Origin of the sequence: Streptomyces sp. NPDC057743 (assembly GCF_042798755.1) — a bacterium.
GTDB lineage: Bacteria > Actinomycetota > Actinomycetes > Streptomycetales > Streptomycetaceae > Streptomyces.
This window is the reverse complement of the sequence record NZ_JBHVJX010000028.1, coordinates 1-23,443: the sequence shown is the minus strand read 5'-3', so window position 1 is coordinate 23,443 and position 23,443 is coordinate 1. Positions and strand designations below refer to the sequence as shown.

23 protein-coding genes and 1 tRNA gene are annotated in these 23,443 nt (G+C 73.5%); 12 read left to right on the top strand and 12 right to left on the bottom strand.

Annotation, left to right across the window (positions count from 1 at the left end):
* Positions 1 to 41: 41 nt before the first annotated feature.
* Positions 42 to 114: transfer RNA gene (locus ACFVFQ_RS27840), tRNA-Ala, on the top strand.
* Between the two features lie 382 nt (positions 115 to 496).
* Positions 497 to 718 (top strand): hypothetical protein, encoded by a 222-nt coding sequence (locus ACFVFQ_RS27835; RefSeq protein WP_383420856.1) that lies wholly within the window; start codon positions 497 to 499, stop codon positions 716 to 718.
* 378 nt (positions 719 to 1,096) lie between these two features.
* On the opposite strand, the gene ACFVFQ_RS27830 is transcribed toward ACFVFQ_RS27835, so the two are convergent.
* Both ACFVFQ_RS27830 and ACFVFQ_RS27825 read right to left on the bottom strand, forming a co-directional pair.
* Positions 1,097 to 2,371: a glycosyltransferase gene (locus ACFVFQ_RS27830; protein WP_383420854.1), complete on the bottom strand. Its 1,275-nt coding sequence runs from the start codon at positions 2,369 to 2,371 to the stop codon at positions 1,097 to 1,099.
* A gap of 13 nt (positions 2,372 to 2,384) precedes the next feature.
* On the bottom strand, positions 2,385 to 3,176 hold the full coding sequence (locus ACFVFQ_RS27825; RefSeq protein WP_383420852.1) for a MerR family transcriptional regulator: 792 nt from the start codon (positions 3,174 to 3,176) through the stop codon (positions 2,385 to 2,387).
* Between the two features lie 281 nt (positions 3,177 to 3,457).
* Between ACFVFQ_RS27825 and ACFVFQ_RS27820 the strand changes: the two genes are divergently transcribed.
* Together ACFVFQ_RS27820 and ACFVFQ_RS27815 are read left to right on the top strand one after the other, a co-directional pair.
* Positions 3,458 to 3,922, top strand: a complete 465-nt coding sequence (locus ACFVFQ_RS27820; protein WP_383420850.1) for a hypothetical protein — start codon at positions 3,458 to 3,460, stop codon at positions 3,920 to 3,922.
* 68 nt (positions 3,923 to 3,990) lie between these two features.
* A complete protein-coding gene (locus ACFVFQ_RS27815) occupies positions 3,991 to 5,301 on the top strand; it encodes an ATP-binding protein (protein ID WP_383420848.1) in 1,311 nt (436 codons plus the stop codon).
* Positions 5,302 to 5,366: 65 nt separating this feature from the next.
* On the opposite strand, the gene ACFVFQ_RS27810 is transcribed toward ACFVFQ_RS27815, so the two are convergent.
* From ACFVFQ_RS27810 to ACFVFQ_RS27780, 7 genes are all read right to left on the bottom strand, one after another.
* Entirely contained in the window at positions 5,367 to 5,753 is a 387-nt protein-coding gene (locus ACFVFQ_RS27810; RefSeq protein ID WP_383420846.1) for a GntR family transcriptional regulator, read from the bottom strand.
* Positions 5,754 to 5,883: 130 nt separating this feature from the next.
* Positions 5,884 to 6,867: an ABC transporter permease subunit gene (locus ACFVFQ_RS27805; RefSeq protein WP_383420844.1), complete on the bottom strand. Its 984-nt coding sequence runs from the start codon at positions 6,865 to 6,867 to the stop codon at positions 5,884 to 5,886.
* A complete protein-coding gene (locus tag ACFVFQ_RS27800) occupies positions 6,864 to 7,817 on the bottom strand; it encodes an ABC transporter ATP-binding protein (protein ID WP_383420842.1) in 954 nt (317 codons plus the stop codon). The genes ACFVFQ_RS27805 and ACFVFQ_RS27800 overlap by 4 nt, the downstream gene beginning before the upstream one ends.
* 112 nt (positions 7,818 to 7,929) lie before the next feature.
* A complete protein-coding gene (locus tag ACFVFQ_RS27795; RefSeq protein WP_383421008.1) occupies positions 7,930 to 8,415 on the bottom strand; it encodes a GNAT family N-acetyltransferase in 486 nt (161 codons plus the stop codon).
* Between the two features lie 144 nt (positions 8,416 to 8,559).
* Complete coding sequence (locus ACFVFQ_RS27790) at positions 8,560 to 8,733, bottom strand: hypothetical protein (protein ID WP_383420840.1); 174 nt, start codon at positions 8,731 to 8,733, stop codon at positions 8,560 to 8,562.
* Between the two features lie 222 nt (positions 8,734 to 8,955).
* Positions 8,956 to 9,159, bottom strand: coding sequence for a DUF397 domain-containing protein (locus ACFVFQ_RS27785; protein ID WP_383420838.1), 204 nt, complete (start codon positions 9,157 to 9,159; stop codon positions 8,956 to 8,958).
* A 10-nt stretch (positions 9,160 to 9,169) separates the two neighbouring features.
* On the bottom strand, positions 9,170 to 10,018 hold the full coding sequence (locus ACFVFQ_RS27780) for a helix-turn-helix domain-containing protein (protein WP_383420836.1): 849 nt from the start codon (positions 10,016 to 10,018) through the stop codon (positions 9,170 to 9,172).
* A 246-nt stretch (positions 10,019 to 10,264) separates the two neighbouring features.
* Here ACFVFQ_RS27780 and ACFVFQ_RS27775 point away from each other — a divergent pair, with 246 nt between their 5' ends.
* Positions 10,265 to 10,819: an ATP-binding protein gene (locus ACFVFQ_RS27775; RefSeq protein ID WP_383420834.1), complete on the top strand. Its 555-nt coding sequence runs from the start codon at positions 10,265 to 10,267 to the stop codon at positions 10,817 to 10,819.
* A 9-nt stretch (positions 10,820 to 10,828) separates the two neighbouring features.
* On the top strand, positions 10,829 to 11,632 hold the full coding sequence (locus ACFVFQ_RS27770) for an exodeoxyribonuclease III (RefSeq protein WP_383420832.1): 804 nt from the start codon (positions 10,829 to 10,831) through the stop codon (positions 11,630 to 11,632).
* Positions 11,633 to 11,879: 247 nt separating this feature from the next.
* Here ACFVFQ_RS27770 and ACFVFQ_RS27765 read toward each other — a convergent pair whose 3' ends face one another.
* Positions 11,880 to 12,695: a MerR family transcriptional regulator gene (locus tag ACFVFQ_RS27765; RefSeq protein ID WP_383421005.1), complete on the bottom strand. Its 816-nt coding sequence runs from the start codon at positions 12,693 to 12,695 to the stop codon at positions 11,880 to 11,882.
* 240 nt (positions 12,696 to 12,935) lie between these two features.
* Here ACFVFQ_RS27765 and ACFVFQ_RS27760 point away from each other — a divergent pair, with 240 nt between their 5' ends.
* From ACFVFQ_RS27760 to ACFVFQ_RS27745, 4 genes are all read left to right on the top strand, one after another.
* Positions 12,936 to 14,486, top strand: coding sequence for a flavin-containing monooxygenase (locus ACFVFQ_RS27760; RefSeq protein ID WP_383420830.1), 1,551 nt, complete (start codon positions 12,936 to 12,938; stop codon positions 14,484 to 14,486).
* Positions 14,483 to 15,484 carry an alpha/beta fold hydrolase gene (locus tag ACFVFQ_RS27755; RefSeq protein ID WP_383420828.1) on the top strand — a complete coding sequence of 334 codons (1,002 nt, stop codon included), beginning with the start codon at positions 14,483 to 14,485 and terminating at the stop codon, positions 15,482 to 15,484. Before ACFVFQ_RS27760 ends, ACFVFQ_RS27755 begins: the two co-directional genes overlap by 4 nt.
* Positions 15,481 to 16,359 carry an SDR family oxidoreductase gene (locus ACFVFQ_RS27750; RefSeq protein WP_383420826.1) on the top strand — a complete coding sequence of 293 codons (879 nt, stop codon included), beginning with the start codon at positions 15,481 to 15,483 and terminating at the stop codon, positions 16,357 to 16,359. The genes ACFVFQ_RS27755 and ACFVFQ_RS27750 overlap by 4 nt, the downstream gene beginning before the upstream one ends.
* A 147-nt stretch (positions 16,360 to 16,506) precedes the next feature.
* Complete coding sequence (locus ACFVFQ_RS27745) at positions 16,507 to 16,710, top strand: hypothetical protein (protein ID WP_383420824.1); 204 nt, start codon at positions 16,507 to 16,509, stop codon at positions 16,708 to 16,710.
* A 187-nt stretch (positions 16,711 to 16,897) separates the two neighbouring features.
* On the opposite strand, the gene ACFVFQ_RS27740 is transcribed toward ACFVFQ_RS27745, so the two are convergent.
* Together ACFVFQ_RS27740 and ACFVFQ_RS27735 are read right to left on the bottom strand one after the other, a co-directional pair.
* Positions 16,898 to 20,242, bottom strand: coding sequence for a S41 family peptidase (locus ACFVFQ_RS27740; RefSeq protein WP_383421002.1), 3,345 nt, complete (start codon positions 20,240 to 20,242; stop codon positions 16,898 to 16,900).
* Between the two features lie 133 nt (positions 20,243 to 20,375).
* A complete protein-coding gene (locus ACFVFQ_RS27735) occupies positions 20,376 to 20,501 on the bottom strand; it encodes a hypothetical protein (RefSeq protein ID WP_383420822.1) in 126 nt (41 codons plus the stop codon).
* Between the two features lie 273 nt (positions 20,502 to 20,774).
* Here ACFVFQ_RS27735 and ACFVFQ_RS27730 point away from each other — a divergent pair, with 273 nt between their 5' ends.
* Positions 20,775 to 21,956 carry a serine hydrolase domain-containing protein gene (locus tag ACFVFQ_RS27730; RefSeq protein WP_383420821.1) on the top strand — a complete coding sequence of 394 codons (1,182 nt, stop codon included), beginning with the start codon at positions 20,775 to 20,777 and terminating at the stop codon, positions 21,954 to 21,956.
* Positions 21,957 to 22,440: 484 nt separating this feature from the next.
* A complete protein-coding gene (locus tag ACFVFQ_RS27725) occupies positions 22,441 to 23,223 on the top strand; it encodes an SDR family NAD(P)-dependent oxidoreductase (RefSeq protein WP_383420820.1) in 783 nt (260 codons plus the stop codon).
* The last annotated feature ends 220 nt before the right edge of the window (positions 23,224 to 23,443 follow it).

Below are 23,443 nucleotides of genomic sequence, written 5' to 3'. Positions count from 1 at the left end.
CGAGCACGGCGAGGGGGATGCTAGAGTTTCACTCGTCGCAAGGGCCTGTGGCGCAGCTGGTAGCGCACCTCGTTCGCAACGAGGGGGTCAGGGGTTCGAGTCCCCTCAGGTCCACCGACGTAAAAGCCCCCACCGGGTTCAACTGGTGGGGGCTTTTTCGTGCGAGGAGTGATCCGCGGGTGTGGTGGGTGTCGTGTAGGCGGATGTGCCGGAGTCCGTTCACGGCTTGCCGGCCGCTGGCTTCGCTGACTCCTGGGCCTTGCGCCGGAGTTGGAGCGCCGTCGCACAGATCTCGGGGAGCGGCAGGGCGGCCGTCGATGGCTCGGTCCTGGTCTCGTCGTGCGCCGGGCGGCGGGGGATGCGCTGCGACTGCTGCTCCGTGGTGACGGCAGGGAACCCGCAGGTCAGGCTCGCGGTTGCCCAACCTCGCTCCTGAAGCGGGGTGTTGCCGCCGGAGGGTGTCGAACGAAAAGCGCGTAGGCGCATACTGGGGGCAATGACAAAGCCCGCTGCACCGAAGCGTCACTTGCCTACCAGCCCCTTCAAGGCCCCGGCCACGCCGGCGCCCAAGCACTTCGCCATGGGCGATCAGGTCACGCACGACATCTACGGCCTCGGCCGGGTGATCGGCATTGAGGACGGAATCGCGGCACTCGTGGATTTCGGCTCGGCACAAATGCGGATCCTGAGCCCGTACGCCAAGATGACCAAGCTGTAGGACCGCTATGCCCGGTCACGGCATGCCAGGCCCCTTCGGGGACCTGTTACGAAGGGGAGACCTCTCATCGATCTGACGTCGCTGTTCTCCGCCCTGGAAGGGCAACCCCGCTGTTCCACTGCAGCGTCGCCGCCTCCGGCGACAAACCCCTTCCAGGCCCCGGACTTCGGGGAAGACGAGACCGCTCTTCCCGAGGAGGTGAAGGGGACCGCCGCGTGATGCACGCGGTGGCCCGCTGCGCTGTGGCGACCCTCCTGCCCGTGGTGCGCAACGAGAGGGCAGGGGTTCGGGTTCGCTCAGGTCCACACTGCAAGAGGGAAGCCCCCGTCGGGAGACCGGTGGGGGCTTTTGTGTGGGTGGGGTGTTGGGGGGGTGAGGTTAGGGGGTGAGGTGGTGGGTGAGGGTGTGGAGGGCGGTGGTGGGGCCGTCTTCGGTGGCCAGGTGGTGGGCGGCGGACTGGGCTCGGGTGCGTAGGGCCGGGGTGGTGGTGGCCTGGGTGAGGGCGGTGGCGAGGCGGGTGACGGCGTCGTCGAGGGGGAGTTTGGTGAGGGTGGTGAAGGGGAGCGCGGGGGTGGCGGCGCCGAGGGCGGCGAGGCGGGCGGCCCAGAAGGGCTGGTCGCCGGTGAAGGGGACGGGGACGGAGGGGATGCCGGCGCGGAGGGCCGCGGCGGCGGTGCCGGCGCCGCAGTGGTGGACGGCGGCGGCGAGGCGGGGGAAGAGGAGGGCGTGGGGGACGGGGGTGGTGAGGGTGAGGATGTCGTCGGAGGGGGAGGGGGAGGGGGAGGCGAGGCCGGTGGTGCCGGAGAGGAGGATGCCGCGGGTGTTGGCGCGGCGGAGGGCGCGGACGGCGAGGGTGCCAAGGCGTTCGGTGTCGGGGGTGGTCATGGAGCCGAAGCCGATGGCGACTGGGGGTGGGCCGGAGGTGAGGAAGTCTTCGAGTTCGGCGGGGAGTTGGGCGTCGGGGGCGAGGTGGGGCCACCAGTGGCCGGTGAGGGTCAGGCCGGGGCGCCAGTCGGTGGGGCGGGGGACGAGGAGTTCGCTGAAGCCGTGCAGCACCGGCCAGTTGGCGGCCTCGGTGCGGCGGCGGGCCGCGCGCGGGGTGGTGGGCGGCAGGTCCAGGCGGGTGCGGAGGGCGCGGACGGCGTCGGTGTAGAGGCGGTCGACGATGCGGAGGGAGAGGTGGCCGGCGGCGCGGTTGCCCCAGCCGCCGAGCGAGCGGGCGCCGCCGACGGCGGGGGCGAACGCGCGGGTGGGCGCGGTGGGTTGGAGGTAGGCGCCGACGGACGGGATGTCCAGGGCCTCGGCGAGGTGCCAGCCAAGCGGGGCGGTGGTGGTGGACAGGAGGAGGAGATCGGTGTCGGGGGTGGTGGCGTCGGCCATGCTGGCGCCGAGTTGTTCGATGAAGGTGGCGGCGCGGCGGAGCAGGGCGCGGCGGGTGGTGGGGGTGCCGGTGGTGGCGGCGTCCGCGGGGGCGGTGGCGCGCGGGTCGGCGGGGAGGGGGCGGAAGGTGAGGCCGGCGGCGCGGACGAGTGGGGCGTAGGTGTCGTGGGTGGCGACGGTGACCTCGTGGCCGGCGGTGCGCAGGCGGGCGCCGAGGCCGGTGTACGGGGCGATGTCGCCGAGCGAACCGGCGGCGGTGAGCAGGATGTTCATGGTGGGCCTCCGGTCAGGGCGCGGTGGGGTCGGGGGGCGATTGGCGGACGGCGTTGGCGTGCACCGCGGTGCGCAAGTACGGGGCGAGGCCCGGGCGTTGTTCGGTGGGCGGGACGAGCAGGGCGAAGGCGCGCGGGTCGGCGGCGAAGTCGTCGGCGATCCGGCCGTGCATGTCGGTGGGGCAGGGGGTGAACCAGCGGGTCAGGTGCTGGCGGTGCTCCTCGGCGAGGTCCATCGCCCGTTCGCCGTCGGCCGGTGCGCCGGCGTCGTAGGCGGCGAGCAGGCGGGCGCGCCAGTCGGCGGCCTCGGCCATGATCCGCGCCCAGTCGGCCTTGGAGTGGGTCGCGGCCCGGGCCATCGAGGTCCGGTAGCCCTCGCTGTCCCGCCACTTGCGCTCGGCCTCGGTGGCGTAGGTCAGGTCGAAGGCGATCTCGCCGAAGACCTCGAAGCGCTCCTGTGGGGTGAGCCGGACGCCGGTCTGCTGGACCTCCATGGCCTGCTCGGCGACCTCGACCAGGCGTCGGAGCCGGGCGATCTCCTCGGTGAGCCGGCGGTGCCGGGCGCGGAGCTGGTCGAGGGCGTTGGCCTCGGGGTCCGCCAGGATCGTGGCGATCTCGTCGAGCGGGAAGCCGAGCTCCCGGTAGAAGAGGATCTGCTGGAGCCGGGCGAGGTCGGCGTCGCTGTAGAGGCGGTAGCCGGCCGGGCTGCGGTCGCTGGGGCGGAGCAGGCCGGTGCGGTCGTAGTGGTGCAGGGTGCGGACGGTGACCCCGGCGACGGCGGAGACCTGGCCTACCGGGTATCCCATGGGAGCGCCTTTCGGATGCGGGTGGGGCGCCGCGCGGCCGTCGGCGGCCGGTCGCGGCGCGGTGTCGATCAAGGGTGCGGCCTGACGTTGCGTGAGGGTCAAGGGAGGAGTAGGGGGAGGGTTGGGGCGGAGGAGACGATGGGAGCGTCGGTTCGAGGGGAGCGCCGTTACATTTGTCGGGAAACAGGTATTCGCTCTTGTGTGCGCACGGCGGTACGTCCCTGTGCACGCAGGGTGCACCTGGTGCGCAGCCCCAGCCCGTCCGTCCGCCCGAGGGATCCGTGAGACCAGCGACCGTTACCGCCAAGGCCGCCGGCGCCGTGCTGCTCACGGGGCTGCTCACCGCCGCGCTCGCGGGGTGCGGCGGGCCCCGGCCGCTGCTGCGGGACGAGGGGCCGGCGGTCGCGCCGTCCGCGCGGACCGGGCCGGTCTATGTGGCGGACACGCTGGGGCGCCCGTTGCAGCGCCCGGGCGCGCTCCCGCTGGGGGACTCCGCGCGCCTGACCGGGCTGCGCTGGGAGTCCTGGGGCGGCCCGACCGCGGTGGCCTCCGGCGGGCTGAGCGGGAACTGGTGCGCCCCGCAGTGCGTCCGCGAGCCGTACCGGGTCAAGGTGACGCTGAGCGGCCTCCAGCGGCTGCCGGGGGTCGCGTACTACTCCAGCGCCGGGGTGGTCGCGCCCGAGCTCCACGGTGAGAAGGCCGCCGAGCTGGGACGGGTGAGCCTGCACCTGCCCGACGTCGAGTAGCGCGGCGTTCGGGAGGCCGCGGGCGCGGGGACGCGCCGGGGGCCGAGAGGAACGGAAGAAGGGAACGGATGGGGCTGCGCGCCAAGATCGGCATCGCGATCTCCGCCACTGCGGCGGTGGTCGCGGTCCTCGTCGGCGTGCTCGTCCACCACCACACCGTCAACGCGCAGCTGGACCTGGCCGGGCACACCCTCGACGGCCGGTTGCAGACCACCGCCCAGGACCGGGCCGCCGGGATCGACACCGGGCGGGGGCTGATCAACCCCCCTGACCTGCCGCGCCCGCTGAAGGCGCTGGCCGAGGGCGGCCGGCGGGGCGTCTACCTGGACCTCAGCGGCCGGACGCCGTACCTGTGGGCGGCCACCAAGCTGGGCCCGGACGTCGTCGCGCTCAAGCGCCCCTACGACCGGGAGCAGCAGACGATCGAGGCGCTGGACCGGATGCTGTGGGGGGCCGGGGCGGCCGGGACCGCGCTGGGCTGTGTGGTCGGGCTGCTGGTCGCGCACCGGCTCGGGCGGCGGCTGACCGCCTCCGCGGCGACGGCCCAGCGGATCGCCGAGGGTGACCTGGGCGCGCGCCTGCCGCGCACCGGCAACGACGAGATCGCGCAGCTCACCGCGGCGGTGAACACCATGGCCGAGGCGCTCTCCGGGCGGCTGCGGGCCGAGCGCGACGTCACCGCGAACATCGCCCACGAGCTGCGCACGCCGGTCGCCGGGCTGGTCACCGCGGCCGGGCTGCTGCCGCCGTCCCGGCCCGCCGAGATGGTCCGGGACCGGGCCGAGCGGGTGCGCGGGTTGATGGAGGACGTGCTGGAGGTGGCGCGGCTGGACGCCCGTACCGAGGAGGCGGACCGGGAGGTGCGGCCGCTGGGCGAGCTGGCGCACCGGGCGGTCGCGGCGGCGGCCGGCCAGGGCGGTGGGTCCGGGGGCGCGGCCTCCGCGGGCGCGGGCTCCGGCGCGGCCCGGGCGGGGGCGAACGGCGGGATTCGGGTGCGGGTGCTGGCCGACGGGCTGGTGGAGACCGATCCGCGGCGGGTCGAGCGGATTCTGGTCAATCTGATCAGCAATGCCCGGCGGCACGGGGCGGCGCCGGTGACCGTCGAGGTCGACGACGGGGTGATACGGGTCCGGGACACCGGGCCGGGCTTCCCGGAGTCGCTGCTCACGCACGGACCGCAGCGGTTCCGCACCGGCGGCGGCCGGGGCGGGACGGGGCTGGGGCTCGGGCTGACCATCGCGGCCGGCCAGGCCCGGGTGCTCGGCGCCGGGCTGGCCTTCGCCAATCCGCCCGGGGGCGGCGCGCAGGCCACCGTTGATCTGCGGGGGGCGCGGTGCCCCGACGGGGACGGGAGCGGGGAGAGCGGCGGCGGGGTGTGAGGGCGGGGCCGTTCTCCTACGGGAGGGCTGGTCCGTCCCGTAGGAGAACGGCCGGGGCTCACGCCTTACGGGAAGCGGTCCTCCAGAACGGAGTTCAGCAGCGCCCGCACGTCCTCGCGGTCCAGGCCCTCGGCGCGGGCGCGGTCCATCCAGGTGCGCAACTCCTCGCGCAGCACGGCGTCCGCGGCCGAGTCCGGGCGGGCCAGGGTGCGGCTGACGAAGGTGCCCAGGCCCGGCCGCGGCTCGACCAGGCCCTCGCGCTCCAGCTCGCGGTACGCCTTGAGCGTGGTGTTGGGGTTGACCTTGGTCGTGGCGGCGACCTGCGCAGCCGTGGGCAGCCGGTCGCCCTCCACCAAGATGCCCAGCCGCAGCGCCTGTTGGACCTGCTGGACGATCTGGAGGTAGGTGGCGACGCCGCTGCGGCGGTCGATCCGGAACTCGACGGCGCTCACCCCCTTCCTTCCTCCGTGCACGGTGCGGCGCGGCCGGCTCGTTCGCCGGCGCCGCGCCCGTCGACCGCTTGATGATCGGGCCGCCCGCGGCGGCTGTCAAAGCGCCCGCCGCGGTGGCCCGCCCGCCCGTTCAGAGCGGCCGCCGGCGGGCCCGCCACACCACGAACGCCAGCACCGCCGCGGTCAGCGCCAGCAGGATCGCCGCGCCGAGCCACTGCATGCCGGGCATCTGGTCGAAGGTCAGGTACTGGGTGACGTGGTTGACGATGCCCTTGTCGGCCCGACAGGCGTCGGGGTGGGCGTCGTTGACGCAGGTGCCGAAGCCGAAGAGCCGGCCGTCGGCGGTGGCCACCCAGTCGTCCATGTTGATCGCGTCGTCCGGCAGGGAGGGGGCGTTGCCGTTGACGGGGTAGGTGACGCTGCGCAGCGTGCCCAGCTTCGGCATCAGCTTCTCGCCCCAGACCACGCCCAGCACCACGGCGGTGACAGCGGTCGCCAGCATCGCCGGCACCGTCCGCTTGATCAGCTTGCCCAGCGCGATGCCGCAGGCGGTGAGGAAGAGGGTCTCGGCGGCCAGCATCGGGCCGGTGACCTCGAACGGGCCGCTGCGCAGCCAGTCGCCCCCGACGACCAGGGAGTGGGCGGGCGACCAGAGCCACTGGAAGACCGTCGCCAGGAGAACGGTGCACGCGGTCACGACCGTCAGCGGCAGCGCCAGGGTGGCGGCGAGCCAGCGGCCGCGGCTGACGGACTGGGTGGTCACCAACTGGAGGGTGCCGCGCTCCAGTTCGGAGGAGATCAGCGGGGCGCCCAGGAAGACGGCGACGGCCACCGGAATGAGCTGGAGGAACTGGAGGTCGCCGTTGAACATCGAGCCGTAGCTGTGCTGGAAGTCCTCGTTGAGGGCTTCCCGGGTGGCCTGCTGGCCGCCGAGGAAGTCCATCAGCCCGATCCGCTGGTACGAGAAGAGCGCGCAGGCGGCGAGGGTGACCAGGATGCCGGTGAGCAGCGCGGCGCGGTGCCGGCGCCAGACCAGCCAAAGGACGCCGCGCAGCGGGCCGGTGGAGGCGCTCGGGGACGCGGCGGTCTCAAGGTGCGTGGTGGCGGTGGTCATGCCGCGGCCTCCTTCTCGGCGTTCTCGGCGTCGTCCACGATCAGGGTGGGGGCGTCCGGGGCGCGCATGCAGGCCAGCAGGATCTCCTCCAGGCTCGGCGTCACGACGTCCCAGCCGGTGCCCTCGGTGGTCGCCGGCGTGGTGGCGAGCGGACCGGTCGGGCGGAGCAGCGCGCTGAACTGCCGCCCGTTGACGCGGGCGTCGACGAGGGTGTGCCGGTCGGTCAGCTCCTTGGGCACCCGGCCGTCGGCGGCCAGACCGGTCACCAGGGCGTGCGCGGGCACCAGTTCCTCGGTCGGGCCGGCCATCCGCAGGCGGCCGTCGGCCATGACGAGGAGGTAGTCGCACATCTCCTCCACCTCGGTCAGCAGGTGGGAGGACATCAGGACGGTGGTGCCGTGCTCGGCGGCCTCGGCCATCAGCAGGCCGGACAGCTCGTCGCGGGCCAGCGGGTCCAGGTCGGACATCGGCTCGTCGAGCAGCAGCAGCGCGGGGCGCTTGCCGAAGGCGAGCGCGAAGGCGACGCGGGTGCGCTGGCCGCCGGAGAGCGAGCCGACCTTGGCGCTGAGCGGGATGTTGCCGGAGCGGACGAGGCGTTCGGCGAGCGCCTGGTCCCAGGTCGGGTTGAGCTCGCGGCCGAGCCGGAGCGTGTCGGCGACCGTGAAGCGCGGGTAGAGCGGCTTGTCCTGGGCGAGGTAGGCGACGCGGGTCAGCACGGTCGGGTCGGTGACCGGGACACCGCCGAGCCGCAGGGTGCCGGTGGTCGGCTGGAGCAGGCGGGCGGCGAGGCCGAGGAAGGTGCTCTTGCCGGCGCCGTTGGGGCCGACCATGGCGGCCACCCGGCCGGTCGGGAGCCGGAAGGAGCACTCCTGCAGTGCCCAGCGGCGGCGGTACCGCTTGCCCACGTTGTCGGCCTCGATCGCCCAGGGGCCCGGGCTCGGGTCGTGCATGCGAGATCCCCCCTTTAACTAGTTCATTAGTGGAATGAGTATGGGGAGCGGTCAGGGGCCTGTCAAAGCGCGGGTGTCCCGCCGGGCGGGGAAAGGGGTGGCCGCCGGGTCGCTACTCGGCCGTGACCAGCGGTTTTGCCATGCAGCGGCTGTCCTCGTAGGTCCGGTAGTAGCCGAACTTCTCGACCAGGGTGTAGCCGCTGGAGGCGTAGAGGGCGAGCGCCTCGGGCTGCTTGGTGCCGGTCTCCAGCACCATCCGGAGGCGGCCGGCGGCCCGGGCGTCGTCTTCGAGGGCGGCCAGGATGTGCCGGGCCAGTCCGCGGCCGCGGGCCCCCGGGACCACGAACATCCGCTTGATCTCGGCGTCGCCCGGGGCGTACCCCTCTGCGGTGTCGTCCTGGACCCGCCAGCCGCCGGTGGCCAGCGGCCGGCCGTCCTCGTAGGCGATCAGATACAGGCCGAGCGGCGGCAGGAACATCTCCGGGGCCAGCGGCGTCACGTCCCCCTCCCCGCCGTAGCGCCGGGCGTACTCCCGCTGCACCTCTTCGTCGAGGCGGGCCGCGTCGGGGTGGTCGTAGCGGACGGGGCGTATCTCCAGTCCCGGAAGGCGTCTCTCCATTCCTGGAAGCGTACGGAATTCCCGGGGGTGCGGGGAAGCGTGGGACCGGCCGCCGGGACGCGCACGGCGTCCCGCCGGGGAGGGTGCGGTGGGGGCGGTCGCCGCCGCGGTGGGGGCGGGTGGTCAGGGGTGGCGTTCCCGCAGGTGGTGACGGAGGAGGACGTTGGCGTCCGTGACGGCGCTCAAGTCGCCGCGCTGGTAGGCGTCGACGCGCTGTTGCGCGAGCTCGGCGCACCCGGGGCAGCCGGGGCGCGGTGCGGGGGGCGTTGGCCAGGGGGGTGGGGGTGGGTGGGGCATGGTGTTCTCCCGAAGGGCCTTAAGGAATCAACAGGCAGACAGAACAAGGGAGTTGAGTCGCGCGCGAGGCGGTACCCGTCGCCGGTCGAGCCCGGCCGCGACGTACTGCGACGGTAGCGCCACGCAGTGCAGCGTCGCAACAGTGTGACGTCCCTAAGTTGGGCCTCGGCATGGCGAAGGCCCCCCGCTCGTGGAGCTGGGGGGCCGTGGAGCCGTGGGGTGTCAGGCGATCAGGTGGTCGAACTCCCCGGCCTTGACGCCCAAGACGAACGCCCGCAGCTTCGCCACGGATGTCGTGACGATGACGTCCGGGTCGTCGCTCTCGCGCATCTTGATCTCGCCGTCGACCGGGGCCAGTTCGAGGCAGCTTTGGTTGTCGTCCGGCCCGGAGAAGGACGACTTCTGCCAGTTGATTGCGTCGGTCATGCCGGTTGACTCACATTTCCTGTGCGATGCGTTGGATGTATTTTCTCGACTCGCTCACGTTCAGCGAGATCGAGTCGACCGAATCAAGTAGGGCCCGATACCTGGAGAGTTGGGCTTCGGCATCCAGGAATCCGCTGTCGAACGCGCTGTCCAGCTGGACGGTGTCGAGTGCCGGGATCTGCGCTCCGGCGTACATCATCGAGTGGACCGAGCTGGTCACCTGGGCGGTGAACGGGATGACGCGAATCGTCACCGACGGCCAGTGCGAGACGTCGGCGAGGAATTCGAGCTGCGCCCGCATGGTGTCGACCGTGCAGTACCGCATGCGCAGCGCCGCTTCGTGGACGAACGCATCGAACGGAGTCGGGGTCGGCCGGTCGAAGATTTTGCGCCGCCGGATTCGGTGTTCGGCGCGGGTGTTCACTTCGCTGGCTGGAAGCTCGGTGACGCCGCCGCGAATCAACTCGCGGGCGTAGTCCTCGGTTTGGAAGATCCCGGGGATGTACAGCATCTGAATGGCGCGGATGTACTGGGCGTGGTGCTCAAGCTCGGCCACGTCGAGGAAACCGGGCGACAGTATTCCGCGATAGTCCTCCCACCAGCCTTTGCCGCGCTCCTCCGCCATGTCGGCGAGTGCGTCGACGAGGTGCTTGTCGGTGGCGGAGTAGTGCGCGGCGAGGCGGCGGACGCGCTCGGCGCTGACGCCGTAACGGGCGCTCTCGATGTGGCTGATCTGGGCGCGTTCGCCGCCGAGGAAGGCCGCGGCTTCGGTCCCGGACATGCCGGCGCGCTCGCGCAACTTCCGCAGTTCGGCGCCCAGCCGCTTCTGACGGGCTGTTGGGTAGCTCCTCGGCGGCATGGACCCCTCCCTGTCGTGTGCGTAGAAGTGTGCCGCCCCACGGTGTCACGGGTCCACTCGAAAGGTTGGTACGGACGTCACAATGTTGCGACGTCCCATTGTTGTGCCCTACGGTCCTGGCGACGGCGCGCAGCCGGCCGGGAAAACCCGAAGTGCAGCCACAGGCAGGCCCGTTGGGTCCTGTCGGGGGATGGTCGGAGCCACGGGCGGCGGCCGCGACGCTCACGTTCCCGTGAGGAGGCAACCATGACCACGGTTGACGAAAGGTCCGCCCCGCCGGCGCACCGCCCCGTTCGAGAGTCGTACCGCTTCAGCGTTCCCAGTACCGCCACCGCGCCCAGAGTCGCCCGGGAAATGGTCGCGAACCTGCTGGTTCTCCTCGGCCATGAGGGCGCCTCCGAGGTGGCGCGGCTCCTGGTTTCGGAGCTGGTCACCAACGCCCATGCGCACACCGACACCCGCGTGATCCACCTCGATGTGGTCGTCGGGCCGGGGCGGGTGGTCGTGGCCGTGTGGGACGCCGGTCCTGCGCGGCGCCCGGAGATGCGCGCCGCGGACGGCGAGGACGAGACGGGGCGCGGGCTGCGCCTGGTCGACGCGTTGGCGGCGGGGTGGGGCGTCGGGTGGCCCGCCGAACCCACTGACCCCGTTGACCACATCGCCCCCACCGCCCCCGCCGGCTGGAAACGCGTCTGGTTCGCGCTCGCCGCGGACGGCGCGGCGGGACGGTCGGCCGCGGCCCTGGCCACGGGCCCGGGGGCCGGCGGGGACGGGCCGTCGGGTCGTCGGCCGGCGGGTTAGGGTGCCGGGATGCTGACCGTGACCACTGTGAACGTGAATGGGCTGCGGGCCGCGGCCAAGAAGGGCTTCCTGCCGTGGCTGGCCGGGACCGACGCCGATGTGCTGTGCCTCCAGGAGGTGCGGGCCGAGACCGCCCAGCTCCCGGCCGAGGTGCGGGAGCCGGAGGGCTGGCATGTGGTGCACGCCCCGGCCGCCGCCAAGGGCCGGGCCGGGGTCTCGCTCTACACCCGGCGGGAGCCGGAGCGGGTGCGGATCGGCTTCGGGTCGGCGGAGTTCGACGACAGCGGGCGGTACGTCGAGGTCGATCTGCCCGGGGTGACGGTGGCCAGCCTCTACCTGCCCTCCGGCGAGGTCGGCACCGAGCGGCAGGACGAGAAGGAACGCTTCATGGGTGAGTTCCTGCCCTACCTCGTCGGGCTGCGCGAGCGGGCGGCGGCGGACGGCCGCGAGGTGGTCGTCTGCGGCGACTGGAACATCGCGCACCAGGAGGCCGACCTGAAGAACTGGAAGGCCAACCAGAAGAAGTCCGGCTTCCTGCCGGAGGAGCGGGCCTGGCTGTCCACCGTGCTGGACGCGGCCGAGGGCGGCTATGTGGACGCCGTCCGGGCGCTGCACCCGGGGGTCGAGGGGCCGTACTCGTGGTGGTCCTACCGCGGGCGGGCTTTCGACAACGACGCGGGATGGCGCATCGACTACCACATGTGCACGCCGGGGTTGGCCGGTCGCGCCGTCAAGGCGTATGTGGAGCGGGCGGAGAGCTATGACCAGCGGTGGAGCGATCATGCGCCGGTGACGGTGGTGTACGGGGCGTAGGGCCTATCCGGCGGGCCGGGGTCGGACGGGCCCTAGGCCCTGTCGTCAAACTCCCGCCTGCCGTTCGGCGCCCGGCACGCACTCTCGCCGCACCGGGCGACGACCCCAGTACGTCCCGTACAGGGGCCGCCGCCCGGCACACCGAGAGCACGCACCGACCACCGCCCGGCCCGCCCTCCGGGCGAACGACGGGAGTTTGACGACAGGACCTAGCGCGCCGGGTCTTCCGGGTGCCGCCCGGGTGGGGTCAATCCCGCCCGGGCGGTTGCTCGTTGTGGGGCGCGTCCCCTTGAGGGGCGCCCTCGTGGGGTGCGTCCCCCTGGGCGTCGGCCTTCGCGCCGCCCAGGAGGCTCTCCAGTTCCGCGCGGATGCGGCGATCCATCGCCATGGAGACCTCGGCCTCGACGACGCCCTTGGCGAGCGGGCGGAGGTTCTCGACCGTCTCGGTGGCCTGCGGGAGGTCCTTCAGGGTGGTGACGACGTGGGTGCGGATGAGGGTGGTGAAGACGTCGGCGAGCGCGTCGGCGTGCGCGCGGACCTTGCGGCCGGCCTCCAGGACGGCGCCGAGCGGGATGCCCTGGGCGACCAGGCTGGTGGAGGCGTCCAGCAGGCGGCGGCTGATGTGCACGAACTCGTCGCCGTCCACGGCCAGATAGCCGATCGCCAGTGAGGCGCTGAGGTTCTCCGCGGTGACCTCGCCGCTGAAGTGGTCGGCCAGCTCCTCCGGGGCGAGGCGGACCGGCGTCTCCTCGGACCAGGGGGTCAGCAACGGGCTGGGCAGGCCCAGGAGTTCGCCGACGTCCCGGCCGGTCTCGAAGGCGGTGAAGAGCTCGGCGATCCCGCCCAGGGTGTGGCCGCGCTCCAACAGGGCGGTGATGGTGCGCAGCCGGGCCAGGTGGTGCTCGCCGTACCAGGCGATCCGGCCCTCCCGGCGGGGCGGCGGCAGCAGCTTGCGCTCGCGGTAGAAGCGCAGCGTGCGGACGGTGATGCCGGCCTCCCTGGCCAGGTCGGCCGTGCGGAACTCGCGTTGCTTCGGGGTCGTTTGGGGCTCATCGGGAGGTATGTCGTCCTCGCGGGCATGGGGGTGTGCGTGCTCGGGGGGAGGTCCTGCCGCCTGGTCTGCCACGGGCCCAGCCTATGTGGGCCGGAGCCGCCGGGGGTTGGGGGTGACCGGAGGTAACTTCCTGCCGCCTGCCCCCTACCGCTCGGTACGGGACTGCCCTACGCTCCAACCGTGCCAATCGTGCCAGTGATTGCTGGCGCGGTTGGGGGACGGTGGAGCGTCGACACGGGAGGTGGCGGCATGGCCGACGACGGGCGGCGGCATGTGCGGGTGGCGGTGATCGGTTCGGGATTCGGTGGCCTAGGGGCCGCGGTGCGGCTACGACGCGCGGGGATCACCGACTTCGTGGTCCTGGAGCGGGCGGACTCGGTGGGCGGTACCTGGCGCGACAACAGCTATCCGGGGTGCGCCTGCGACGTGCCCTCGCACCTGTACTCGTTCTCGTTCGCGCCCAATCCGCAGTGGCCGCGCAACTTCAGCGGACAGCCGCACATCCGTGCCTACTTGGAGCGGGTGACGGACACCTTCGGGCTGCGGCCGCATCTGCGCTTCAGCGCCGAGGTGCGCCAACTGCGCTGGAACGAAACGGAGTTGTGGTGGGAGATCGACACCGCCCAGGGGGCGTACACCGCCGATGTGGTGGTGTCGGCCACCGGGCCGCTCTCCGACCCGCAGATCCCCGACATCCCGGGGCTGGCGGACTTCCCCGGCAAGGTCTTCCACTCCGCGCGCTGGGACCACGACTACGACCTGCGGGGCAAGCGGGTCGCGATGGTCGGCACCGGCGCCTCCGCCATCCAGATCGTGCCGGCGATCCAGCCGCGGGTCGGGCGGCTGACGGTGTTTCAACGGACCCCGCCGTGGGTGATGCCGCGCGCCGACCGGCCGATCAGCTCGGTGGAGCGGTGGCTGCACACCCGGGTGCCCGCCACCCGTCAGCTCCGTCGTCAACTGCTCTGGGGCATCAGGGAGTTGCAGGTCAGCGCGTTCACCAAGCGGCCCGGTGAGCTGGGGATCGTCGAGCGGCTGGCGAAGTCCCATATGCACAAGGCGATCAAGGACCCGGCGCTGCGGGCCCGGCTGACGCCCAGCTACCGCATCGGCTGCAAGCGGATCCTGCTGTCCAACACCTGGTACCCGGCGCTGGCCGAGCCCAACGTCGACGTGGTCACCTCCGGGCTGCGCGAGATCCGCGGCAACGTCCTGGTCGCGTCGGACGGCAGCGAGGCCGAGGCGGACGCGATCGTCTTCGGGACCGGCTTCCACGTCACCGACATGCCGATCGCCGAGCGGGTCATCGGGGCCCGCGGCACCACCCTCGCCGAGGCGTGGAAGGACGGCATGGAGGCGCTGCGCGGCAGCAGCGCGGCCGGCTTCCCCAACTTCCTCACCATCATCGGGCCCAACACCGGCCTCGGGAACAGCTCGATGATCCTGATGATCGAGTCGCAGCTGAACTACCTCGTCGACTACCTGCGCCAACTCGACCTCCTCGGCGACCGGATCGCCCTGGACGCCCGGCAGTCCGCCGTCGACGCGTGGACCCGCACCATCCAGCAGCGGATGGCGCGCACGGTGTGGAACACCGGCGGCTGCGACAGCTGGTACCTGGACGCCAACGGGCGCAACACCACCGCCTGGCCGGGCACCACCGCCGAGTTCCGGCGGGAGACCCGGCAGGTGGACCTCGCCGAGTACGAGGTGATCCGGCCCCCGCGCAGCCGACCGGACGGCCCACCGGCCCCGGCCGCCGCCCGCACCACCGCGCAGACCGAGGAGGTGGCGGCATGACCCGCCCGGCACACGCCACCCGCGGCCGCTACGCCCCGCCCGTCCCCCGCCGGACCCTGGAGGTCACCTCCGCCGACGGCTCCCGGCTGCACGCCGAGGTGCACGGCCCACAGGGCGCCCCGGCCATCGTCCTGGCGCACGGCTGGACCTGCTCAACCGCCTTCTGGGCGCCGGTAGTCCGGGAACTGTCCGACGCCCACAAGGTGGTGCTCTACGACCAGCGGGGCCACGGCCGCAGCCCGGCCGTCCCGCCCGCCGGCTACGGCACCCGGCACCTCGCCGACGACCTGGTCGCCGTCCTGGAGCAGGCCCTGGAGCCCGGCGAACGGGCCGTCGTCGGCGGGCACTCCATGGGCGGGATGACGATCATGGCCGCCGCCGAGCGGCCGGAGCTGCGCGCCCGGGCCGCGGCCGCCCTGCTGTGCAGCACCGGCTGCGCCGATCTGCCCGCCGAGTGCCGGGTGTTCCCACTGCCCACCCCCGGCGGCCGACGCCTGGCGCACCGGCTGCTGTTGGGCTCCGGCGCCCCGCTCGGCCCGATCACCCCGGTCGCCAAGGCTGCCCTGCGGTACGTCACGCTGGGCGCCGGGGCCAGCGCCGAGCAGATCGAGGCGTGCGCCCGGATGGTGCACGCCTGCCCGCCGCGGGTCCGCGCCCGCTGGGGGCATGTGCTCTACGGGCTCCAACTCACCCGCGGCGTCTCCCGGTTGGAGCTGCCGACCGCGGTCCTGGCGGGTACCGCGGACCGGCTCACCCCGTTCGTGCACGCCCGACGGCTGGCCTCGGTCCTCCCGCAGTGCGCGGGGCTGACCGCGTTGCCCGGGCTCGGCCACATGACCCCCGTCGAGGACCCGGACACGGTCGCCGGCCGGCTGCGGGAGCTGGTCCGCGACCACCTGGCCACGGCCCCCGCCCCCGAGAGCCAACGACCCACCCCGCAGCGGCAGAAGAGCCAGCAGGACCAGCAGGACCAGAAGAAGAAGGAGGAGGCGGCGTGAACGGGAGCAAGCTGGACGGGCAGGTCGTGGTCGTCACCGGCGCGGCGCGCGGCGTCGGGGCGTTGCTGGCGCGGAAGCTGTCGGCGCGCGGGGCGACCCTGGCGCTGGTCGGCCTGGAGCCCGACGAACTGCGCGAGGTCGCCGCCTCGTTGCACGGCCCGGCGCACCACTGGTACGCCGACGTCACCGACCACGAGGCGCTGTCCCGGATCGCCAAGGAGGTCAAGCTCCGCTTCGGGAAGGTCGATGTGGTGGTCGCCAACGCCGGGGTGGCGACCGGCGGTCCGTTCGTGGACTCCGACCCGGTGGCCTGGAAGCGGGTCATCGAGGTCAACCTGATCGGCAGCGCGGTCACCGCGCGGGCGTTCCTGCCGGTGTTGCGGGAGTCCCGCGGCTACTACCTCCAGATCGCCTCGCTCGCCGCGCTCACGCCGGCGCCGATGATGAGCGCCTACTGCGCCTCCAAGTCGGGCGTGGAGGCGTTCGCGCACAGCCTGCGCGCCGAGGTCGGCCACCAGGGTGTCCGGGTCGGGGTCGGCTATCTGAGCTGGACCGACACCGACATGGTGCGCGGCGCCGACCAGGAGGACGTCATGCGGGAGTTGAGGGCCCGACTGCCCTGGCCGTCCAACAAGACCTACCCGCTGGGCCCGGCCGTGGACCGGATAGCCGACGGCATCGAGCGCCGCTCCGCGCACGTCTACGGGCAGTGGTGGCTGCGCGGGATGCAGGCGGTGCGCGGCCATCTCCCCTCGCTCATCGGGACGGTGGGGCAGCGCGAGATGCGGCGGTTCGGCGACCGGCTCGACGGGTTCCGCCCCGGACTGGTCGGCGCGGGCGGCGAAGCGGACGAGAAGGCCCGGCTGAGCGGGTAACGCGCCGGGGGTGCGGGCCCGGTGGCCGCCCCGCGCGGGCCCGGGCCGCTCACGGAAAGTGCCCGATTGTGATCGAAATGCGACCAATATCGGTTCGTGTCACGCTTATCGGGCCCGATCCCCAACACCCCCACAGGAGTGAACAGCATGGGCATCGAAGACCAGTTCAAGGACAAGGCGCAGCAGCTCAAGGACGAGGCCAAGCGGCGGGCCCAGCAGGGTCAGCAGGGCGCCGAGCGCGGCCGGCAGCAGGGTCAGGAGCGTGGCCGGCAGGCGCAGGAGCGCGGCCAGCAGTCCCGCGAGCGCGGCCAGCAGATGCTGGACGACGTCGAGGACAGCTTCGAGAGCTGAGGCGCCAACGCCCGCCGTACTGACGGGCGTTTGACGTCCTTCAACGAGGGTCGTTCGTCGTCAAGAAGAGGCGCATCCGGAGCACCGGGTGCGCCTCTTCGACGTGTTCGGTATACCAAGTGTTCGGTATACCAACTGCCACCCTGCCACCCCCACAACTGGTGGGCGGCGCAGTCCCGTTGCGGCGTCACCCGTCGGCGCGCGGCGGGAGCGGGGGCCGCCGGCGGTCCGGGACGTCCGACAGGTCCGGCGGGTTGGCCGCGGGGTGGCGGTCCAGCAACTCCAGTGCGGTGCGCACCGCGACGCCCAGGGTGGGGTGCCGGCCCTCCGCCCAGTGCAGCGGGGAGCGCAGCGCCTCGATGTCGACCTCCACGCCGTGGTTCTCCACGCCCCAGCCGTAGAGGCGGAACCATGCGGCGTTCATCGGGACGGTGATCGTGGTGCCGTCCGCGAGCCGGTGCCGGCCGGTCATGCCGACCACTCCGCCCCAGGTCCGGGTGCCGACCACCGGGCCGATGCCCTGGAGCTTGAACGCCGCGGTGATCATGTCGCCGTCGGAGGAGGTCATTTCGTCGGCCACCGCGACGACCGGGCCGCGCGGCGCGTTGCTGGTGTACGACACCGGCTCGGCGTCCCGGGTCAGGTCCCAGCCCATGATCGTGCGGGTCAGCTTCTCGATGACCAGCTCGGAGATGTTGCCGCCGGCGTTGCCGCGGACGTCCACGATCAGCGCCGGCATCGCCATCTCCCGCCGCAGGTCGCGGTTGAACTGCGCCCACCCCGAGCCGCCCATGTCCGGGATGTGCAGGTAGCCGCACCGGCCGTCGCTCAACTCCCGCACCACCGCCCGCCGTTTGGCCACCCAGTCCTGGTAGCGCAGCGGCCGCTCGTCGATCAGCGGGACCACCGCGACCCGGCGGGCGTGCCCGTTGCCGTTCCCGTCCGTCTCCGGCGGCGCGAAGGTCAGCTCGACGGTGGTGCCGCCGGCCGCGCCCAGCAGCGGGAACGGGCCGGCCACCGGGTCCACCGGCCGCCCGTCGACATGGGTGAGCGCGCTGCCCTCCCGGATGCCGGTGCCGGCCAGCGGCGAGCGGGCCTTGGAGTCCGAGGACTCGCCGGGCAGGATCCGCTTGACCACCCAACGCCCGTCCCGGCAGGTGAAGTTGGCGCCCAACAGGCCGATCGGGCGCTGGTAGTGCGGCGGCCCCTCGTTGCGCCGGGAGCCGGCGACATAGGCGTGCGAGGTGCCCAGCTCGCCCAGTACCTCGCGCAGCAGATCGGCGAACTCGTCGGGGCTGGCGACCCGTTCGAGCAGCGGCCGGTACTGCGCCAGCACGTCCTCCCAGTCGATCCCGCACAGCTTCGGGTCCCAGAAGTACGCCCGGACGATCCGGCCCGCCTCGTCGAACGCCTGCCGCCACTCCGCCCCCGGATGCACGTCGTGCAGAATCCGCCGCAGGTCCAGATGGACCGTGGTGTCGCCGTCCGCCGGCTCGTTCGCCGGCACCGCGCGCAGCTCGCCCTCGTCGTTGACGACCAGCCGGGTGCCGTCGCCGCTGAGCGCGAACCCGTCCAGGGAGCTGGTCAGTTCGGTGCGCCGCGCCTTCGTCAGGTCGAAGTGCTCCAGGGTGGGGCGACCGGAGGTGTCGGCCGGGTTGGCGAAGGTCTCGCCCAGCGCGCCGGAGATCGGCCAGCGCAGCCACACCAGCCCGCCACCGGCGACCGGCCGCAGCGAGGAGTACTTGGACGCCGCCACCGGGAACGGCGTGACCCGGTTAGCCAGCCCCTCCACCTCCACCAGCACCGGGCCCTCGCCGCTCGGCACCGGGTTCTCGTCCGGGTCCAGCCCGCCGGCCGCCGGCCGCCCCTCCGGGGACAGCGCGAACGGGGACGGCGTCGCCGACGACAGCGGGACGAGGTAGGGGCGGCAGCCCAACGGGAACGACAGGTCGCCGGTGTGCACGTCATAGACCGGGTCGAAGCCCCGCCACGACAGGAAGGCGAGATAGCGGCCGTCCCTCGTGAACACCGGCTGCTCGTCCTCGAAGCGGCCGTTGGTGACGTCCACGACGTGCCCGTCGGACAGCCGGGCCATGCTGATCCGCCGCAGCGTCCGGCCGATGCCCGGGTGCGACCAGGTCAGCCAGCGGGAGTCGGGGGAGAACGCCAGGTCGCGGACCGGGCCGTTGCCGGAGCGGGTCAGCTCGGTGACCACCGCGGGCGACCCGCCCGCCGCGCCGCCCTCGATCTCCTCCGCCGGGTCCCCGACGTCCACCAGCAGCAGCCGCCCGTCGTGCGTGGCCACCGCCAGCCGCGCCCCGTCCGGCGCGGAGGCCAGCTCGTGAACCCGGCCCAGCGCCCCGGCCGCCAGCCGGCGCGGGGTGCCCGGACCGCTGGCCCGCGGCAGATCGGCGACCTCGACGGCGTCGTCGCCCTCGGCGTCCGTCACATACGCGATCCGGCCGGTCGCGCCCAGCATCACCGGCAGCCGCACCCGCACGCCCGGGACGTCGTGGATCGTCCGGGCCGGGCCGTCGCGGTGGGTGAGCCAGTACAGGCTGCCGCGCACCCCGACCGCGCTGGCCCGCCCGGTGGCGTCCACCGCCAGGCCGGTGACGTGCGAGGCGGTCGGCACCTGGTACGTGCGGCGGCCGGCCCGAGGCCCGCCCAGCCGCACCGCCAGCTTCCGCGGCACCGCGCCCCGGGACAGGTCGTCGATCAGCCACAGGTCGCCGGCGCACTGGTACACGATCCGCGACCCGTCGGTCGAGGCGTGCCGGGCGTAGAAGTCCGGGTGGTCGGTGTGCCGGCGCAGGTCGGTGCCGTCCGGGAGGCAGGAGTAGACGTTGCCGACGCCCTCGTGGTCGGAGAGGAAGGCGATCCGGCCGTCGGCGAACATCACCGAGTCCAGATGCCCGTGCAGGTCCGGCAGCAGCCGGGTGCCGTGCAGCCACATCCGGCCGGTCGCCCCGCCCCGGTAGCGCTTCCAGGACGCCGGCTCGTGCGGCGGCTTGCCGGTCAGCAGCAGCGTGCGGCGCTCCCCGTCGAGATCGGCCAGCGCGATGTCGGCGACCGGCCCCCAGGGGAGCTGGCCACCGGGGCCGCCCTCGGTCGGCAGGCAGTACGCCCACGAGTAGTACGAGAACGGCTGGCCGTGCGAGGAGACCGCGAGGATCTGCGCCTGGCCCTCGCCGTCCGGCGGCGTCCAGCCGCAGACCCGGGCGTCGGTGCTGCCCCAGTACGTCAGCCGCCGCGCCGGCCCGCCGGCCACCGGCACCAGATGGACCTCCGGGTCCAGGCTGCGCCAGCTGGTGAAGGCGAGCTGCGAGCCGTCGGGGGAGAACCGCGGGTGACCGACCCGGGTCCGGTCCACGGTCAGCCGCCAGGCCCGGCCGGGCTCCTCGCCCTCGGGTGCGATCGGCGCCAGCCACAGGTCGTCCTCCGCGGCGAAACACAGCAGGTCGCCGTGGAGGTGCGGGAAGCGCAGATACGAACCGGGCGGGCGGCCCGGCCCGGTCGGAACGCGGCGCAGCCGGCCACGCGGGACGCCGGCCTCGGGTGCATCGCTCACGTCCCCCATGGTTTCGGCGCCGGGAGCGGGCGGCAACTCGGCCCGTTCGGCCACTGTGCCGCGCGCACCCCGCGTCACCCGTGGCCGAAACCGGTCACCGCCGGCCCGGGAAGGACGGCAGCGACGCGGACCGCCGCGCGGCGGCGCCCGGCTCGAAGGCGCCGGCGGCCGCGTCCCCCGCGAAGTCCGGGAAACGGCCCGGCAGTTCGGCCAGCGCCACTTGGGCCACCGGGCGGGTTCGCGGCCGCCCCCGGGCAATGGTGCGGGCCGTGCGCGGGCGCCGGGTGCGGGGGCGTCCCGGACGAGGGCGCGGGGGCACAACGGTCGAGGGCGTTGCCGGGCCGGATCCGCGGGCGTTTGGGCCCGTCCGGGCCCACGTGTGAGGAACGCCACGGCCCGTGGCCCTGGCAGTGCCCCTGGTCATGAGCATGGATCCCGACGTTGCACCATTGATGGGTCACCTTAAGCAGCGGAAGAACGGGAAGCGGGAACAGTGGTGGACGTCCAGGGCACGGTCGAGGACGGCTTCGAGCCGGTCCGGGACGCCTTCGCAGCGAACTTCGCCGAGCGCGGCGAGCGCGGCGCGGCCGTCACCGTTTACCGGGACGGCCGCAAGGTCGTCGACCTCTGGGCCGGCACCAAGGACGGCGACGCCGACCCCGACGACCCCCGGGCCGCCCGCTGGGAGCCCGGCACCGCCCAGATCGTCCGCTCCGCCACCAAGGGCATCGCCGCCACCGTCCCGCTGCTGCTGCACCAGCGCGGCCAACTCGACCTGGACGCCCCGGTCGGCACGTACTGGCCCGAGTTCAAGGCCGCCGGCAAGGACCGGGTCCTGGTCCGCCACCTCCTTGCGCACCGCGCCGGCCTGCCGGTCCTGGACACCCCGCTCACCCCCGCCCAGGCCATCGACGGCATCAGCGGCCCGGCCGCCCTCGCCGCGCAGGCCCCCGCCTGGACGCCGGGCACCGACCACGGCTACCACGCCCAGACCTACAGCTGGCTGCTGGGCGAACTGGTGCTGCGGGTCACCGGCCGCACCCTCGGCGCCTGGGTCGCCGACGAGATAGCCGGGCCGCTCGGCCTCGACCTGTGGATCGGCCTCCCCGAGGCGGCCCGCCCCCGGGTCGGCCGCCTTGCCCCCGTCGAGGCACCGCCCCGCCCGGCCGCCGCCGGCCTGCAGGTCCGCCCCAAGAAGGCGGTCTCCGACGCGTACGCCGATCCCAACTCCCTGACCAGCCGCGCCTTCGGCGCGATAGCCCCGGCGCCCGACGAGAACTCCGACGCGTACCGGGCGGCGGAGCTGCCCGCCTCCGCGGGCATCGCCACGGCGCCCGCCCTGGCCCGCGCGTACGCCGCGCTGATCGGGCCGGTCGACGGCCATCCGCGGCTCTTCGCGCCGGCGACGCTGACCCTCGCGCGCACCGAGGAGTCCGCCGGCCTGGACCGCACGCTGTTGGTCAACACCCGCTTCGGCCTGGGCTTCATGCTGCACGGCCCGGCGTCCCCGCTGCTCGGCCCCGGCTCGTTCGGCCACCCCGGCCGCGGCGGTGCGCTCGCCTTCGCCGACCCGGAGAGCGGGGTCGCCTTCGGCTACGTGACGAACGGGATGCAGCGGAATGTGACCGCCGACCCGCGGGCGCAGGCGTTGGTGCGCGCGCTGACGGCCGGCTAGGCCGGCCGAACTCTTCCCACGTTGTTGGCTCTCCCGCCGTGGGGGTTCTCTTCCCCGCCTTCGGCGGGGAGTTGGGGTTTTGGGGCGGGGCCCCTGGGTTCGTTGTGGTGGCGGGGCCCTTCCCCTCCGGGGATGCCCGCTGTTGTGTGGGGTGGCGGGGCCCTTCCCCTCCGGGGGTGCCCTCGTTGTGTGGGGTGGCGGGGCCGGGGGGGGGGTGTTGCGCCCTTGATTGTTTTTGCCCCAAACCCCCCCGCCCCTCCGCCCCCGCCCCCTCCCGTACGTTGCGGGTTCCCGTCCCGGTGGGGGTGAAGGGGATGAAGGCCCCGGTCCCTTGCGTGTGTTGCGGGTTCCCGTCCCGGTGGGGGCGAGGGGGGAAGGAGGCTCGTGGCCCCTCCCGTACGTTGCGGGTTGCTGTCCCGATGGGGATCGGGGGAAGAGCTCGGCAACTCGGCTCGGGTCTCCGGGGATGGGTAGGTAGATGCCCATGAGGCGACTTGAGGGATATCGGGTGTTGGTTACGGGAGCCGGGCGGGGGATTGGGGAGGCTACGGCTCGGCGGGTGGCTCGGGAGGGGGCGCGGGTGTTGGTGACCGACGTCGACGAGGGGCGGGCCGAGCGGGTCGCGCAGGGCATCTCGGCGGACGGTGGTGTGGCCGAGGGGCGGGTCTGTGACGTCGGGGACCGGGGGTCCGTGGAGGCGGCCGTCGGGTACGTCGTGGAGCGGTTCGGGGGGCTGGACACCCTGGTCAACAACGCCTTCGGCTGCCACCCCGACGCCCCGCTCTTCGAGGACACCCCGGACGACGCATGGGCCGCCGACCTCGACCTGACCCTGACCGGCGCGATGCGCTGCGCCCGGGCCGCGCTGCCGCACCTGGCGGCCGCCGAAGGCCGCGGCTCGATCGTCAACATCGGTTCGGTGAACGGCATCCAGGACTTCGGCAACCACGCCTACAGCGCCGCCAAGGCCGGCCTGGCCAGCCTGACCCGCACCCTCTCCGGCCACGCGGCACCCCGCGGCGTCCGCGTCAACCTCATCGCCCCCGGCACCATCGACACCCCCAACTGGGCCGGCCGCGAAGAGAAGTTGGCCCGCGCCGCCGCCGTCTACCCCCTGGGCCGGGTCGGCCGCCCCGACGACATCGCCGCCGCCGTCGCCTACCTCGCCTCCCCCGACGCCTCCTGGGTCACCGGCATCACCCTCCCCGTAGACGGCGGCATCCTCCCCGCCAACCCCGAACTACGCCAAGCCCTTCAAGGAAGTTGATCCCCCTCTCGCACTGGCTGCCCCCCCCCCGGGACGGGAACCCGCAACGTACGGAAAAGCCGCGGCCCTTCTTTCCCTTTCCCCCCCTGGGGAAGGGGTCCGCAACGTACGGAAGGGGCCGGGGCCTTCACCCCCACCGGGGCGGGGCCCCACAACGTACGGGAGGGGGCGGGGGCGGAGGGGCGCGGTTGTCGGACGTAAAGCGAAGCAGTCCGACAAC